The 15,083-nt window shown below is 47.0% G+C and carries 9 protein-coding genes; all 9 read right to left on the bottom strand.

Annotation, left to right across the window (positions count from 1 at the left end; all coding sequences use genetic code 11):
• Nucleotides 1-10 precede the first annotated feature (10 nt).
• Nucleotides 11-1,228, bottom strand: coding sequence for an elongation factor Tu (gene tuf / locus THERU_RS07115; RefSeq protein WP_025306573.1), 1,218 nt, complete (start codon nt 1,226-1,228; stop codon nt 11-13).
• A 13-nt stretch (nt 1,229-1,241) separates the two neighbouring features.
• Nucleotides 1,242-3,329 carry an elongation factor G gene (gene fusA, locus THERU_RS07110; protein WP_025306585.1) on the bottom strand — a complete coding sequence of 696 codons (2,088 nt, stop codon included), beginning with the start codon at nt 3,327-3,329 and terminating at the stop codon, nt 1,242-1,244.
• Nucleotides 3,330-3,339: 10 nt separating this feature from the next.
• Nucleotides 3,340-3,822, bottom strand: a complete 483-nt coding sequence (rpsG, locus tag THERU_RS07105) for a 30S ribosomal protein S7 (RefSeq protein ID WP_025306584.1) — start codon at nt 3,820-3,822, stop codon at nt 3,340-3,342.
• A complete protein-coding gene (gene rpsL / locus THERU_RS07100) occupies nt 3,822-4,220 on the bottom strand; it encodes a 30S ribosomal protein S12 (RefSeq protein WP_025306583.1) in 399 nt (132 codons plus the stop codon). Before rpsL ends, rpsG begins: the two co-directional genes overlap by 1 nt.
• A gap of 26 nt (nt 4,221-4,246) precedes the next feature.
• Nucleotides 4,247-8,929, bottom strand: a complete 4,683-nt coding sequence (gene rpoC, locus THERU_RS07095; protein ID WP_025306582.1) for a DNA-directed RNA polymerase subunit beta' — start codon at nt 8,927-8,929, stop codon at nt 4,247-4,249.
• Nucleotides 8,926-13,326 (bottom strand): DNA-directed RNA polymerase subunit beta, encoded by a 4,401-nt coding sequence (gene rpoB, locus THERU_RS07090; protein WP_025306581.1) that lies wholly within the window; start codon nt 13,324-13,326, stop codon nt 8,926-8,928. The genes rpoC and rpoB overlap by 4 nt, the downstream gene beginning before the upstream one ends.
• Before the next feature lie 88 nt (nt 13,327-13,414).
• Nucleotides 13,415-13,807 (bottom strand): 50S ribosomal protein L7/L12, encoded by a 393-nt coding sequence (gene rplL, locus THERU_RS07085; RefSeq protein WP_025306580.1) that lies wholly within the window; start codon nt 13,805-13,807, stop codon nt 13,415-13,417.
• 15 nt (nt 13,808-13,822) lie between these two features.
• Entirely contained in the window at nt 13,823-14,359 is a 537-nt protein-coding gene (gene rplJ / locus THERU_RS07080) for a 50S ribosomal protein L10 (protein WP_025306579.1), read from the bottom strand.
• Nucleotides 14,356-15,081, bottom strand: a complete 726-nt coding sequence (rplA, locus tag THERU_RS07075; RefSeq protein WP_025306578.1) for a 50S ribosomal protein L1 — start codon at nt 15,079-15,081, stop codon at nt 14,356-14,358. The genes rplJ and rplA overlap by 4 nt, the downstream gene beginning before the upstream one ends.
• Between the last annotated feature and the right edge of the window lie 2 nt (nt 15,082-15,083).

Here is a 15,083-nt window from a genome sequence, read left to right as displayed (position 1 = left end):
TTTTCACACCTCAATCAAGTATTTTTGTAACGACGCCTGCACCGACGGTCTTACCACCTTCCCTTATGGCGAACCTCAAACCTTCCTCCATAGCTACAGGCTTTATCAACTCCACCTCAAGCTCCACATTGTCCCCAGGCATTACCATCTCCTGCCCTTCAGGCAACTTCACTATCACACCTGTCACGTCCGCAGTCCTAAAGTAAAACTGTGGCCTGTAATTGACAAAGAACGGACTGTGTCTTCCACCCTCTTCCTTGGTGAGAATATACACCTGTGCCCTAAACCTCCTGTGAGGTTTCACTGTCCCTGGCTTTGCCAAAACCTGACCTCTCTCTACGTCATCCTTACCCACTCCCCTCAACAGCACACCTATGTTGTCTCCAGGAAGTGCTTCATCAAGAACCTTCCTGAACATCTCTATAGAAGTTGCCACCGTCTTCAGAGGTTCTTCCCTAAGTCCTACAATCTCCACCTCCTCACCGGGCTTTAGGGTTCCTCTTTCTACCCTTCCTGTCACCACCGTTCCACGACCAGAGATGCTAAAGACGTCCTCTATAGGCATCAAGAAGGGTTTATCTGACTCCCTCACAGGTGTGGGTATGTATTCATCCATAGCGTTCACAAGCTCCACTATGGCATTGCACCACTTGTCTGGCTTTCCTGCTTCCAGCTCCTGCAAAGCCCCCAAAGCAGAACCTCTTATAACTGGCACATCGTCTCCAGGAAATTCGTATTTGTTCAAAAGCTCTCTCACTTCAAGCTCCACCAGGTCCAGAAGTTCTGGGTCATCTACCATGTCGCACTTGTTCATAAAGACCACGATGTATGGAACGTTAACCTGTCTTGCGAGCAATACGTGTTCCCTTGTTTGGGGCATAGGTCCGTCGGCAGCGGATACCACGAGGATAGCACCGTCCATCTGAGCGGCGCCCGTAATCATGTTCTTTATGTAGTCAGCGTGTCCGGGGCAATCTATGTGGGCGTAGTGTCTTTTGGCACTTTCATACTCTACGTGGGTTATGTTGATGGTGATACCTCTTTCTTTTTCTTCTGGAGCTTTGTCTATTTCTTCGTATTTCATGCATTTGGCTTTACCGCCTGGCAGTACGCCTGCGGCAAGGACACAAGTTATGGCAGAGGTTAGGGTAGATTTACCGTGGTCTACGTGCCCTATTGTTCCTACGTTTACGTGCTCCTTCTCTCTTACAAACTTCTCCTTTGCCATGTTTTACCTCCTGTTAAGATTTTGCTGCGGCGGACCTTTCTCCAATTATCTGCTCCGCCACATGCTGTGGTACTTCTTCATAATGAGAAAATTTCATTATAAAGGTTCCTCTTCCCTGTGTCAAGCTCCTCAGTGTGGTGGCATAGCCAAACATCTCCGCAAGTGGCACATATGCCTTCACCACTGTAATAACTCCCTTGTTTTCCATTCCCATAATCTTACCTCTACGAGAGTTGAGGTCTCCGATAACATCTCCTACGTATTCGTCGGGTGTTTCCACCTCCACCTCCATTATGGGTTCTAAGAGCACAGGGTCAGCCTTTTTCATTGCCTCCTTAAAGGCTATAGAACCTGCTATTTGAAAGGCTATGTCTGAGGAGTCCACCTCGTGGTAAGAACCGTCAAAAAGTCTCACCTTCACATCCACCACCGGATATCCAGCCAACACTCCACTTTGCATTGCCTCCCTCACACCCTTTTCCACGGAGGGGATAAACTCTTTTGGAATGACTCCACCCACTATGGCGTTTTCAAAAACGAAACCTTGACCTCTCTCTATGGGTTCTACTTCAATGACTACGTGTCCGTACTGACCTCTTCCACCAGTCTGCCTTATGAACTTGCCTTCCGCTACCGCTTTCTTTCTGATGGTTTCCTTGTAGGCAACCTGAGGTTTGCCTACGTTGACCTCCACTCCATACTCCCTCTTCATTCTGTCCACTATAATCTCCAGGTGCAACTCTCCCATGCCGTGTATGAGTACTTGACCCGTCTCTGGATCCACTGTGGCCCTGAAGGTTGGGTCTTCCTTCATAAACTTGTTGAGAACATGAGATAGCTTTTCTTGATCCTTTTTAGTTTTCGGTTCTATTGCCATAGATATAACCGGTTCTGGAAACTCAAGCTTTTCTAAAACTATGGGTGCCTTCTCATCACAGATGGTATCTCCAGTAGTGGCATCCAAACCTACCGCAGCAACGATCTCTCCCGCTGCAGCCTCCTGCACATCCTCCCGAGAGTTGGCGTGCATTAGAAGTAGCCTTCCTATTCTTTCCTTTTTGTCCTTGGTGGCATTGTACACGTAAGAACCCGCAAACACCTTTCCAGAGAAGACCCTAAAGTAGGTTAGCTGACCTGCATAGGGGTCGCTCATCACCTTAAAGACATACCCACAGAAGGGCTCATCATCCAAGGGCTTTCTTTCTTCCTCTTCACCGGTCTTTGGATTTGTTCCCTTAACTGGAGGAACATCCAAGGGTGAAGGCAGATAATCTATAACCGCATCAAGCAGTGGTTGAATTCCTTTGTTCTTGAAGGCTGAACCACAGAGCACAGGCACAAGCTTTCTCTCTATGGTTGCTTTCCTTAAAACCCTCTTTAGGTCAGAAACGGGAATCTCCTCTCCCTCCAGGTACCTCATCATAAGTTCATCATCGTGTTCCACTATGGCTTCCACCATCTTAGCCCTCCACTCCTCCGCCTTTTCTCTGTACTCTTCTGGAATGTCCACGATCTCATACTTAGCACCGAGTGTTTCCTCCAGCCAGATGATGGCCTTCATTTCCATAAGGTCAACTACACCCTTAAACTGATCTTCCGCTCCAATGGGAATTTGAATCGCCACGGGTTTTATGCTGAGCTTGTTTTCTATCTCCTTAAGTACCCTATAAAAGTCTGCTCCAAGTCTGTCCAATTTGTTGATAAAGGCGATCCTTGGCACTCCAAACCTGTCTGCCCACCTCCAGTTGGCTTCCGATTGAGGCTGAACACCTTCCACTGCGGAGAAGATGAAGATGATGCCGTCCAAGACCTTCATAGAGCGTACCACTTCCACCGAAAAGTCCACGTGTCCGGGTGTGTCTATGATGTTGATCTGATGGTCCTTCCAGTAGCATGCAGTGGTAGCAGCGGTAATGGTTATACCCCTTTCCTTTTCTTGGGGCATCCAGTCCATAACTGCGGCGCCTTCGTGGACCTCTCCGATCTTGTAAGTTTTGCCCGTGTAGTAGAGAATTCTCTCAGTGGTGGTAGTTTTACCCGCGTCAATGTGGGCTACTATGCCTATGTTTCTTAGCCTTTCTATGGGCACTATCCTTGGCATGTTATCCTCCTTACCATCTAAAGTGAGCAAAGACTTTATTAGCCTCTGCCATTCTATGGGTTTCTTCCTTCTTCTTTATGGCACCACCTTTACCTTCCAGAGCATCCAACAGCTCCGCCTTCAATCTCTCTATCATCGTGTAGCTACCCCTGTGCCTTGGCCTTTCCCTTGCCGCTTCCACGAGCCATTTTATGGCTAAACTAATCTGCCTCCTTGGTGGAACCTCTATGGGCACCTGATAGGTAGCACCTCCTACCCTTCTCGGTCTAACTTCATACTCAGGCTTTAGGTTTTCAACCACCTTATGAAGAAGCTCCACAGGGGACATTTTTGCTTCCTTTGCCGCCTCCTCTAAGGCGGTATATACGATCCACTCCGCCACACTTTTTTTACCATCCTTCATAACCTTGTTTATGAGCTTATGCACTAACACGTCGCCGTATTTAGGATCTGGTGGAATTTCCCTTGGTTTTACTGGACCCTTTCTAGGCATTACTTCTTACCTCCCGTTTGAACTTGTTGCTTTGGTCTCTTGGTGCCATATTTGGACCTTGACTGTCTTCTGTTGGCAACGCCTGCCGCATCCAAGGCTCCTCTTATTATTTTGTATCTAACACCCGGAAGGTCCTTAACCCTACCGCCTCTTACTAACACTATGGAGTGCTCCTGAAGGTTGTGCCCTTCTCCTGGGATGTAGGCGGTAACCTCTATGCCGTTGGAGAGCCTAACCCTTGCAACCTTTCTGAGGGCAGAGTTTGGCTTCTTAGGAGTCACTGTATATACCCTAACGCATATACCCCTCTTTTGAGGGTTGCCCTGTAGGGCAGGCGCCTTGCTCTTTTTCTTCTTCTTTTCCCTTCCGTACTTTACAAGCTGATTAAAGGTCGGCATCTCAACCTCCTTAAGCAAGCTATTAATTATACCACATCTTTTTTAACTTTCACCTCTTCCACCTCAACCATGCTATATTCTCCGTGCCCAGTTCCCGCAGGAATTATGTTTCCTATGATCACGTTTTCCTTTATACCTCTCAGTTCGTCCACCCTTCCCTCGCAGGCTGCGTCCGTAAGCACCTTTGTGGTTTCTTGGAACGAAGCTGCAGAGATCCAACTGCTGGAGCTCAGCGCAGCCTTTGAAATACCCACAAGAACAGGCTCTACCTTGGGTATCTTTCCTCCTTCTTCTTGTATTCTCTTTATCTCTTCTTTAAACTCTTCAATATCCACCTCTTCGTTTATAAGGAACCTGCTGTCGCCTGGATCTACTACCCTTCTCTTCCTGAGCATTTGCCTTATGATGATCTCAAAGTGTTTGTCGTTTATATCCACGCCCTGCAGTCTATAAACCATCTGTACTTCTTTTAGGAGGAACTTCTGCAATTCTGCCACTCCCTTTATCCTCAGTATTTCGTGAGGATCCGGAATTCCATCCGTTAGAGGATCTCCCGCGTTGACCTTGTCTCCGTCCCTGACTTGAAGGTGCTTACCTTTTGGCACAAAGTATTCCCTCTGCAAGCCTGTTTCCTTGTTATAGACCACTACCTTATAGCCTTTTCCTTTTATCCTCACTTGTCCGTCTATTTCCGCTTCTATCCTGTCGGTGATCTTGGTACCCTTCTGGATATACTGCCCGTGTTTTACCAAGATGTATTCATCCTTTCTGATGTTGTATTTTCTTGTTTCTCCAGTTCTTGGATTGAAGAGGATTACATCGTCTGCATCCTCGTATATTCTAACAATACCATCTATCTCAGACAGGATGGCTGGATTCTTAGGACGCCTTGCTTCAAAGAGCTCTTCTACACGAGGCAGACCACCCACAATGTCCCTTACCTTTGCCATCTCCTTGGGAATCCTTGCCAGTACATCTCCGGGCTGGACATAGAGATCCTTTACCACATAGAACCTATGTTGTATCTCCATTCCCTCCGATTCACTACATGTAGGACACAGATGCCACTCTGTGCTTATGTTTTCGGAGGGTATGCTTATTATGGAGTTAACTGGCAGGTCGTAAACCACTTCCCTTCCATCTTCTGTCAGGACTACTATCCTTGGAGTGTGTAGCATAGCATCCTTAGGTCTGGTAAAGGCCACAACAGTGGATGTCTTTCCTGTCAATGGGTCTCTCTCTTCTTTGACCGTAATGTCCAAGGCTATGTCCTTTAGTTCTACTTTACCAGCTACCTCTGAGATTATGTAGGTGTTGAAGGGGTCCCACTCTGCCAGGAGGGTATTTTCCTTTACAAAGTCTCCCTCATTTACCTTTATCTCCGCAGAATAGGGCACCGCGTGTCTTTCTATCATTCTTCCCTCTTTATCTACAATTCCTATGGCGCCATCCTTTGATATGTTTATCTTCTTGCCTTCCCTGTTGGTGATTAGCTTGATGTTGTAAAACTTAACGTAGCCTTCCGTTTCGTTAAGAAGTTCTCCCTTTGCCCTTTCTGCGATAGCAGCACCACCTATGTGGAAGGTTCTCATTGTTAGCTGAGTTCCCGGCTCACCGATGGATTGAGCTGCGATTATACCAACCGCTTCGCCCACATCCACTAGCTTGCGCTGTGAAAGGTCCCAACCGTAGCACATGGCGCACACGCCGAACTCCGCCTCGCAGGTGAGTGGGGACCTAACCATAACCTTTTCTATACCTCTATGCACTATTTTGTCTGCCAATTCTGGGTCTATTATGGTGTTTCTTTGGGCTATAACCTCTCCCGTGTATGGGTCTATCACATCCTCCGCCAAGGTCCTGCCTATGATCCTATCCTTTAGGGGCACCTTTTCCTCTCCTCCTTCCACTATGGGGGTCATTTCTATACCCTTTGTGGTTCCACAGTCCTTTTGGGTTATAAGGATGTCTTGGGCTACGTCCACTAACCTTCTGGTTAGGTATCCAGCAAAGGCGGTTTTCAGAGCGGTGTCCGCAAGACCTTTCCTTGCACCGTAGGTGGATATAAAGTACTCAAGAACCGATAGACCTTCTCTAAAGTTGGAGGTTATCGGTGTTTCTATGAACTCACCCGTGTGCTTTGCCATCAATCCTCTCATCGCAGCCAGCTGTCTGATCTGGTCTCTGTTACCTCTCGCACCCGAGTTCGCCATCATATATATGGGGTTAAAGGTGCCAGGATAGACCTTGTCTCTCTCCTGTCTTGGAGACTTCTCTATTTCCTCAAACATAGCCCGAGAAACTCTGTCTGTTATATCGGACCAAACATCGATGATCCTGTTGTATCTTTCCTTGGCAGTTATTAGACCTCTCCTGTGTTGTTCTGTGATTTCGTCGGTCTTTTCAAAACCTTCTTTTAGGATTTCTCCTTTAACTTGAGGTACCTTCAGATCCTCTATACCAATGGATACAGCAGCCTTTGTTGCCATCTTGAAGCCAAGGTCTTTTAGGTCATCCAAGAATTGGGCAGTTCTCTCCACACCGTATTTTTCGTAAACCTTAGAAACCAACTTTGATATACCCTTCTTATCAATCACCTCATTGACGAAGGGGAAGTCCTCGGGCAGTATGCTGTTCAAGAGGACCCTACCGGGAGTGGTTTCTATCACCTTGCCTTTTTCTACGAGCTTTATGGGTGCATGAATATCAACCACACCATTCTCCAAAGCCAAAAGCACTTGCTTTCTGTTAAAGAAGAGCTTTCCTTCACCCTTAGCACCTTTAACCTCTTGCGTGATGTAATACACACCCAAGACTATATCCTGAGAGGGCAGGGTTATGGGTTTTCCGTGGGCTGGGGAGAGGATGTTCTGGGTGGAGAGCATAAGGATGTATGCTTCCAACTGAGCGTGTATGCCAAGGGGGACGTGGACTGCCATTTGGTCCCCGTCAAAGTCTGCGTTAAAGGGCGGACAAACTAAGGGATGCAGTTGGATCGCTTTACCATCTACCAAGATGGGTTCAAAGGCCTGTATGGACATTCTGTGAAGGGTGGGTGCCCTGTTCAAAAGCACTGGATGTTGCTTTACCACTTCTTCCAGGCACTCCCAAGCTTCGGGAGTTTGATTTTCTACCAGCTTTTTGGCGCTTTTTATGGATGTAGCATAACCCTTTTCCTCCAAACGCCTATAAACAAAGGGCTTAAAGAGTTCCAAGGCCATGATCCGTGGTAGTCCGCACTGGTGCATCTTGAGCTCTGGACCCACCACGATCACACTTCTTCCTGAGTAGTCCACCCTTTTCCCTAAGAGGTTCTGTCTGAACCTACCTTGCTTACCCTTTAGGTAATCTGCCAAAGACTTTAAGGCTCTTCCGTTTTGGGTGATCGTTCTGCCACTCTTTCCATTGTCAATGAGTGCGTTTACCACTTCTTGGAGCATCCTCTTTTCGTTCCTTATTATGATCTCCGGTGCATCAAGCTCTATGAGCCTCTTTAGCCTGTTGTTCCTGTTTATGATCCTTCTGTACAGGTCGTTGAGGTCCGAGGAGGCAAACCTGCCACCATCCAAGGCTACCAAAGGTCTGAGCTCTGGGGGTAAGACGGGCAGAACCTCCAAAACCATCCACTCAGGCTTGTTTCCACTTTTTATAAAGCCCTCTACGAGTTTCAGAACCTTCAGCTGTTTCTTTATCTTGCTCTCAGAAAGCTCCCGCACCACCAAGCTTCTTATATCTTCCTTAATCTTTTCAAAGACGGGTATGTCTTTTTTCTTTTCCCTTTGCACTTCGTAAAACCTTTGAATGGCCTCCCTTCCAGTAAGACAACCTTCACAGTCTTGGGAAGAGACCTCTCCCGTTTGCGGGTTCAGGTAAAGCTCTTCGTTAAAGATACCCAGGAGGGCTTGCTCTAAGGTCATACCCTCTGGCAGGGAGAGGTTCAAACCATAGAGTCGGAAGTTGTCCGCCACCGTTTTAACCATCTTGTGATAGAGCTTTTTATACTTAACCTCCAACTCTTCGCCCATGTCCTCAAAGGAGAGGCTGTAGGGCTTGACTTCTTCTCTTAGTTTTTTGGCGTAAGCCTCCAGGTCCAAGGCGGAGAGGACCCTTTTGATCATTTCCGCACCCATACCGCCTTCGTACTTGTGTTCCAAGTTGCCCGCATACTGAGAAAGGTAGGTGTCCTCATCCACCACGTGCAGGCGGACAAAGACCGTGTTGCCCATATCGTCCTTTATGGGAATGGTGTCCTCCGCTTGCTCAAAGGCTTCCCGTTCCTCTTCGCTCGGATATTCTATGACCAAATAGGATTCAAAGTAGGTAACCCGTTCCACATCTCTGGTGGAAAGACCCAAAAGGGTTCCAATCTTGGAGGGGGTACTCTTTAGGAACCATATGTGAACAACGGGAGCGGCAAGTTCAATATGCCCAAACCTCTGCCTACGCACGTAGGATCTAGTGACCTCCACTCCACACCTATCACAGATGGTACCTTCATACCTTTTTCCTCTGTATTTACCACACAGACATTCATAGTCCTTTATGGGTCCAAAGATCTTGGCGCAGAAAAGCCCGTCCTTCTCGGGCTTGTGGGTTCTGTAGTTTATGGTTTCGGGTTTTTTGACCTCCCCATAGCTCCAGCTTCTGATCTCCTCTGGGGAGGCAAGCATAAGCTTTATTCTTTCAAAAGGTAAAAGACCCTTCCTCATTGCTCTTCCTCCGGCTTTTCTACTTTATCGCAGGGCATTTCTGCCCCGTTTTCACACTTAACATCAAGACCTAAAGCTTTTAGCTCCCTTACAAGCACCCTGAAGGATTCTGGTATTCCGGGAGAATACATGTACTTACCTTTCACTATGGATTCATAGACCTTCGTTCTTCCTTCAATGTCGTCGGACTTGACCGTTAGCATTTCCTGGAGAGTGTATGCAGCACCGTGGGCTTCCAGAGCCCAAACTTCCATCTCTCCAAGTCTTTGACCACCAAACTGTGCCCTTCCTCCGAGGGGCTGTTGGGTAACCAAGGAATAAGGTCCTGTGCTCCTTGCGTGGATCTTATCGTCCACCATGTGGATGAGTTTTAGCATGTGCATGTATCCAACGGTTACCCTCATGTCAAAGGGCTCTCCCGTCCTGCCATCGTAAAGAACTGTCTTTCCATCCTCCGGCAAACCAGCCATCCTTAAGAGCTGTTTTATGTGCTCCTCCGATGCTCCTTCAAAAGCAGGCGTCGCCATAGGAATACCCATCCTTGCATATTCCTTTATCACCTCTTTGAACTCCTCATCAGAGAGAGAGTTCAGGAATTCTTCTATAGCCTTTTGGTTTTGTCCGTCGGGTGTGTCTCCCACGCTGTAGATCTCTTTTAGGAAGTTGATTATCTCTTGCCTATCTGCCATGTTTTTGAGGAGCTCTCCCAATTTCTTGCCAAGTTCTTTACATGCCCAGCCAAGGTGGGTTTCTAGTATTTGACCTACGTTCATACGAGATGGAACGCCCAAGGGGTTCAGAACTATATCCACGGGAGTACCATCCTCTAGGAAGGGCATATCCTCCACTGGCAGAACTACCGAGATCACACCCTTGTTTCCGTGTCTTCCTGCCATTTTATCGCCCACTTTGATCTTTCTCTTTTGGGCTATATACACCTTAACTAAGGTGATAACTCCCTGAGGCAGTTCGCTCTTTTTGCCTATGGCTTCAAGCTTTTCCTCGTAGATCTTGGTGAGCATATCCACCTGCGCCTTTGTCCTATCTCTAACTTCCCTTATCTTCTCGCACAGTTCTGGGTCGTCAAACAAGTTTTCAGGCTTGGTGATTATGTAGTTAAGGAGAGCATTAAAAGTTTGCTCGTCAATGACAGTGCCTGCGGGATAGGTCTTTTTCTTTATGACGATCTCCTTGTCTAAGGTCCTCCCAAGCACCAAGCTTTTAACGAAGGCATTCCTGCCTTCCACGATCAACCTTTTCTTTCTTTCTAGGTCCGCTAAGAGCTCTTCCCTTTCCTGCCTTTCCACATGCTCCGCCAGATAATTTCTCTTCTCTCCTAACTTTCTGGCAAAGACCTTAACATCCACCACAACACCCTCAACACCAGGCGGACATCTCAAGGATGTATCTTTTACATCTCTAGATTTTTCTCCAAAGATGGCCTGCAACAGCTTTTCCTCTGGAGTGAGTTGGCTCTCGCCCTTGGGAGTTACCTTTCCAACCAGTATATCTCCGGGCTTAACGTAGGTGCCTATCTTTACTATGCCAAACTCATCCAAGTGGGCAAGAGCCCTCTCTGGCACTCCAGGTATGGAACGAGTTATCTCTTCATAACCCAGCTTGGTTTCCCTTGCTTCCACTTCCAACTCTTCAATGTGGATGGACGTATACACATCATCCTTTACCAGGCGTTCAGAGATAACGATAGCGTCTTCAAAGTTGTAACCTCTCCACGGCATGAAGGCAACCAGCACATCCTTTCCAAGGGCTAGTTCTCCCTTGTAGGTAGATTGACCATCTGCCAAAATATCTCCCTTCTTTACCTTCTGTCCCTTTACTACCAAGGGTCTTTGATTTATACAGGTATTTTGATTGGTCCTCTTAAACTTTTCAAGCTCGTATATGTCTATGCCAATGTCTGTGGGGTCTTTGAAGTCAATTTCATCTGGATTTACCCTTACGACGATCCTCTTGCTATCCACCTCTTCCACCACACCACCCCTCTTTGCAATCACTACCGCACCGCTGTCCCGGGCTACGATCTTTTCCATACCGGTGCCCACCAAGGGTGCCTGGGTGAATATCAAGGGCACCGCTTGTCTTTGCATGTTGGAGCCCATCAGGGCACGGTTTGCGTCGTCATGCTCAAGGAAGGGAATCAAAGAGGCAGACACAGAAACCACCTGCCTTGGAGAGACATCCATGTAATGGACTTGCTCCGGACGTACTATTTGAATGTCGTTTTTATACCTCGCATAAACTCTGTCTGCCAGAAGGGTACCATCCTCTGCGTACGGAGTATATTGGGCTATTACAAAGTTCTCCTCTTCGTAAGCAGCCAAGTATTCCACTTTGTCTGTTACCTTTCCGTTCTCCACCTTTCTGTATGGAGTGATGATAAAGCCATATTCGTTGAGCTGGGCATACACGGTCAAAGAAGTTACCAAACCTATGTTTTGGCCTTCGGGTGTTTCAATGGGACAGATCCTTCCGTAGTGGGAGGGGTGGACGTCCCTTATTTCAAACTTAGCGCTCTCTCGGGTAAGACCACCGGGACCTAGTGCAGAGAGCCTTCTTTTGTGGGTGGTAGCAGAGAGCGGGTTTGTGTTGTCTAAGTATTGGGATAGGGTTCCACCCTTCAGAAAGTCGTAAATAACAGCGGTCAAATACCTCGGTTGTAAAAGGTCTTGGGGCTTAAGGTTGGGGTCCTCTGGGCTGACCACCGTACAACGGTCCCTGAAGTACTTTTCCATACGGGCGATACCTATTCTGCACTGGTTTTCTATGAGCTCGCCTACTGCCCGCACCCTTCTGTTACCAAGGTAAGCAATATCATCCTTTTTCTGCCTTCCACGTTTAAGGTCTATGAGATATTTGACCACATTGATAAGGTCTAGAGCATTCAGGAACCTTGCCTCTCCCTCCGTGTAATCCTTTACTCTAACTTCCGTCTTCTCTTTAAAGAGTTCTTTAAGAAGTTCCTCAGTAGCGGGAACTTCCCTTCCGTCTTCCAAAATCACCGCCAAAGGTGGAAGGGAGCTTAACCTTTCCAAATCTGCGGGCTTCAGAACCTTGGGGACCTTATGAACCTTTGCGTTGAGCTTTACCCTACCAACCTTAGATAGGTCATAGCGGGTGATATCTTTGAAGTAGAGCTCAAAGTGGGTCCTTGCCCTACTTACGAGGTGCTCCAGTTCCATAATCATGGGCTCTACTGCCCGCAGTTTCTTGTATATATCTATCAGCGCTATGTCTGAAAGTCTGAACTTGGAAGGCAGTCTTATCTGGCTCATTCCCTGATCCCTTGGCATACATTCCGCTATGAGCGTTTCTACGATGTATTTCTCATAGGGGCTCTTTATTACACTTTCCCGAGGCACTGCACACACATGGTCTATCTGAATTCTGTCGTCTTTTAGTAGTCTTTCTAAGATTTCCACGCTTTCTATGTATCTTTCCTCTATGAACTCTTCCTCTACCCCTTTACCTTCCAAGATACCCCTGTATCTGAGTATGGCAAAGATGTAATGACCCTCTAAATCTTCGGGTTTATACTCCTCACCGGTTGTTTCTTCAAAGAGGCTTCCCCCTCTAACAAAGAATCCCTTTGTCTCTGGGTAGAAGGCTTTTAGAATTTGGTAGGCAGTTTCCAAACCAAAGGCTCTGAAAGCGTATGAGCCAGCGCTTAGTTTTTTCTTATCTATCCTGACGGTTAGTATATCGGAGGTGCTGGAAAGCTCAAACTCTATCCGAGAGCCTTTGTCTGGGATTATGCTTGCCCTATAGAGCATACGAACTATGGTTGTTTCCTTTTGTCTTTCCTCCTTCTCTTCAAAGAAAACACCCGGAGAACGTATAAGCTGATTTACTACAACCCTTTCGGTACCGTTTATAATAAAAGAGCCCTTTTCGGTCATAAGGGGTATTTCGCCAAAGTATACCTTTCTGGGCTCGCTTACCCTTTCTCCCTTCTTTGTCTTTGTTCTGAGTCTTACCAAAACCCTCAGAGGAGCGGAGTAGGTGAAGCCCTTTAACTTACAGTCTTCCTCAGTGAATTTTTCCTTATATACCAGCTTTGAACCACACTTGGGACAATCTACATCATATCCTCCCAAAAAGGTTGGGTCTGAGTATGCTTTGTAACCGCATCTGTTGCATTCCCACTCCCCAATCTCGTATCCTAAATACTCAATGATGATCTTCTCATCGGGATCTTTCATAGGAAAGGATGTTCTGAAGACGTACTCCAATCCCTTTGGTTCCCTTTTGTGAGGAGGCTTTTTAAACTGGATGAAGGACTCAAAGGACTCCTTTGGTACAGTAAGAAGGTGAGGAGGATTGATTAGTTCTTCCCTTTTGCCAAAAAACTTCCTTGGAAGGGCTAAGTTCTTTCTCATGCCTTTACCCCTTGGGTGTTTTTAAAACAAAATACCCCCTTTACAAAAGGGGGTACAAGCTCACAAAAAAGCCCTGAAATAAAAACTCTCACTTTATCTCTACTTCTGCTCCTGCCTCTTGGAGCTTCTTGGCTATGTTTTCTGCCTCCTCCTTTGATACACCTTCTTTTACAGGCTTGGGTGCGGATTCCACCAGGTCCTTTGCCTCCTTGAGACCAAGTCCTGTGATTTCTCTAACTACCTTGATCACGTTGATCTTGTTAGCGCCCGCGCTCTTTAGAATCACAGTGAACTCTGTCTTTTCTTCAGCGGCAGGTGCGGGACCTGCTGGAGCTCCAGCTACTGCTGCTGGCGCTGCTGCCACCACAGCGGCGGCGGATACTCCAAACTTCTCTTCTAGCTTCTTTACGAGCTCGGCAACTTCCAAAAGGGTCATGTTGCCTATAGCTTCTACTATTTCGTCAATGGTAAGTGCTGGCATCTTTATACCTCCTTATTAAGATTTTTTCTTTTCTTCTATTGCCTTTAGTGTAAGTACAAGCTTTTGAGGCATAGCCTTGAGGGCTAAGATAAAGTTCATCAAAGGAGCCTGCAAGGTGCCCATAAGCTTGGAAAGCAATACTTCCCTCGGGGGCAACTCTGCGAGGGCTTGTACTTCTTGTGGCCTTAAAAACCTGCCCCCCATAAAACCACCCTTTATTTTGGCAAGGGGGTTTTCTTTGTTCAGCTCTTTTGAAACTTCAAAGATCTTTTTAGCAATAACCACAGGATCCTTGTAAGCAAATACTAAGGCAGTTGGTCCCACAAGCACATCTCTATGGTCTGCCACAGCGGTATCCATAAAAGCCCTGTAAAAGAGGGTGTTTTTACCCACCACAAGCTCACCGTCCATAGCTTTGAGCTCAGCCCTAAGTTGTGTGAGAGGATACGCATCTATACCCGAGTAGTTGAAGAAGATCACCAACTGTGCCCTCTGTAGCCTATCCCTGTAGCTGTTGATAAGCTCCGCCTTTACCTGCCAACTTTTCCTCATGCGGCTACCTCCTGAAGCTTTCTGAGGGTGAGGGCGGTATCCACCTTAACACCCGGAGACATGGTAGCAGACAAGGTAATACTCTTCACATACTGACCTCTTGCACCCGGTGGTTTTGCCTTCACCACTGCATCTATAGCGGTGTATGCGTTCTCAATGAGCTTTTGCTCATCAAAGGAAATTTTCCCTATGGGCATGTGCACATTACCAGTTTTGTCTACCTTGAACTCTACTCTACCCTTCTTTGCCTCTTCTATTGCCTGCTTTACGTTGGTGGTAACGGTGCCCGTTTTGGGGTTGGGCATTAAACCCCTTGGACCCAAGAGCTTTCCAAGTTTTGCCACCTTCGGCATAATTTCAGGAACCGCTATAACCACATCGTAGTCTACCCACTCCTCTTTGAGGATTTTGTTTATAAGGTCCTCACCACCCACATAATCTGCGCCTGCTTCCTTTGCAATCTTTTGGGCTTCACCCTCCGCGAGAACCAAGACCTTAATTTCTTTACCCAAACCGTGGGGTAAGACTACAGAACCTCTGACCATCTGGTCCGCGTACTTGGGGTCCACACCGAGTCTCATGGCAAGCTCCACCGTTTGGTCAAACTTTGGACCACACTCTGCATGGAGCTTTTTTAAAATCTGAACAGCTTCCTCTACTGAGTAAAGTTTGTTTCTGTCATAGAGCTCAAGGCACTTTAAATATCTTTTTCCCCTCTTCATAG

The sequence above is a fragment of the Thermocrinis ruber genome, from assembly GCF_000512735.1.
In the GTDB taxonomy this organism is placed as follows: domain Bacteria; phylum Aquificota; class Aquificia; order Aquificales; family Aquificaceae; genus Thermocrinis; species Thermocrinis ruber.
This window is presented reverse-complemented; position numbering and strand designations above follow the sequence as displayed.

Bases quoted from the DNA above. Each gene is read 5' to 3' on its own strand.
- tuf (WP_025306573.1), bottom strand. From the start codon at position 1,228: ATGGCAAAGGAGAAGTTTGTAAGAGAGAAGGAGCACGTAAACGTAGGA.
- fusA (WP_025306585.1), bottom strand. From the start codon at position 3,329: ATGCCAAGGATAGTGCCCATAGAAAGGCTAAGAAACATAGGCATAGTA.
- rpsG (WP_025306584.1), bottom strand. From the start codon at position 3,822: ATGCCTAGAAAGGGTCCAGTAAAACCAAGGGAAATTCCACCAGATCCT.
- rpsL (WP_025306583.1), bottom strand. From the start codon at position 4,220: ATGCCGACCTTTAATCAGCTTGTAAAGTACGGAAGGGAAAAGAAGAAG.
- rpoC (WP_025306582.1), bottom strand. From the start codon at position 8,929: ATGAGGAAGGGTCTTTTACCTTTTGAAAGAATAAAGCTTATGCTTGCC.
- rpoB (WP_025306581.1), bottom strand. From the start codon at position 13,326: ATGAGAAAGAACTTAGCCCTTCCAAGGAAGTTTTTTGGCAAAAGGGAA.
- rplL (WP_025306580.1), bottom strand. From the start codon at position 13,807: ATGCCAGCACTTACCATTGACGAAATAGTAGAAGCTATAGGCAACATG.
- rplJ (WP_025306579.1), bottom strand. From the start codon at position 14,359: ATGAGGAAAAGTTGGCAGGTAAAGGCGGAGCTTATCAACAGCTACAGG.
- rplA (WP_025306578.1), bottom strand. From the start codon at position 15,081: ATGAAGAGGGGAAAAAGATATTTAAAGTGCCTTGAGCTCTATGACAGA.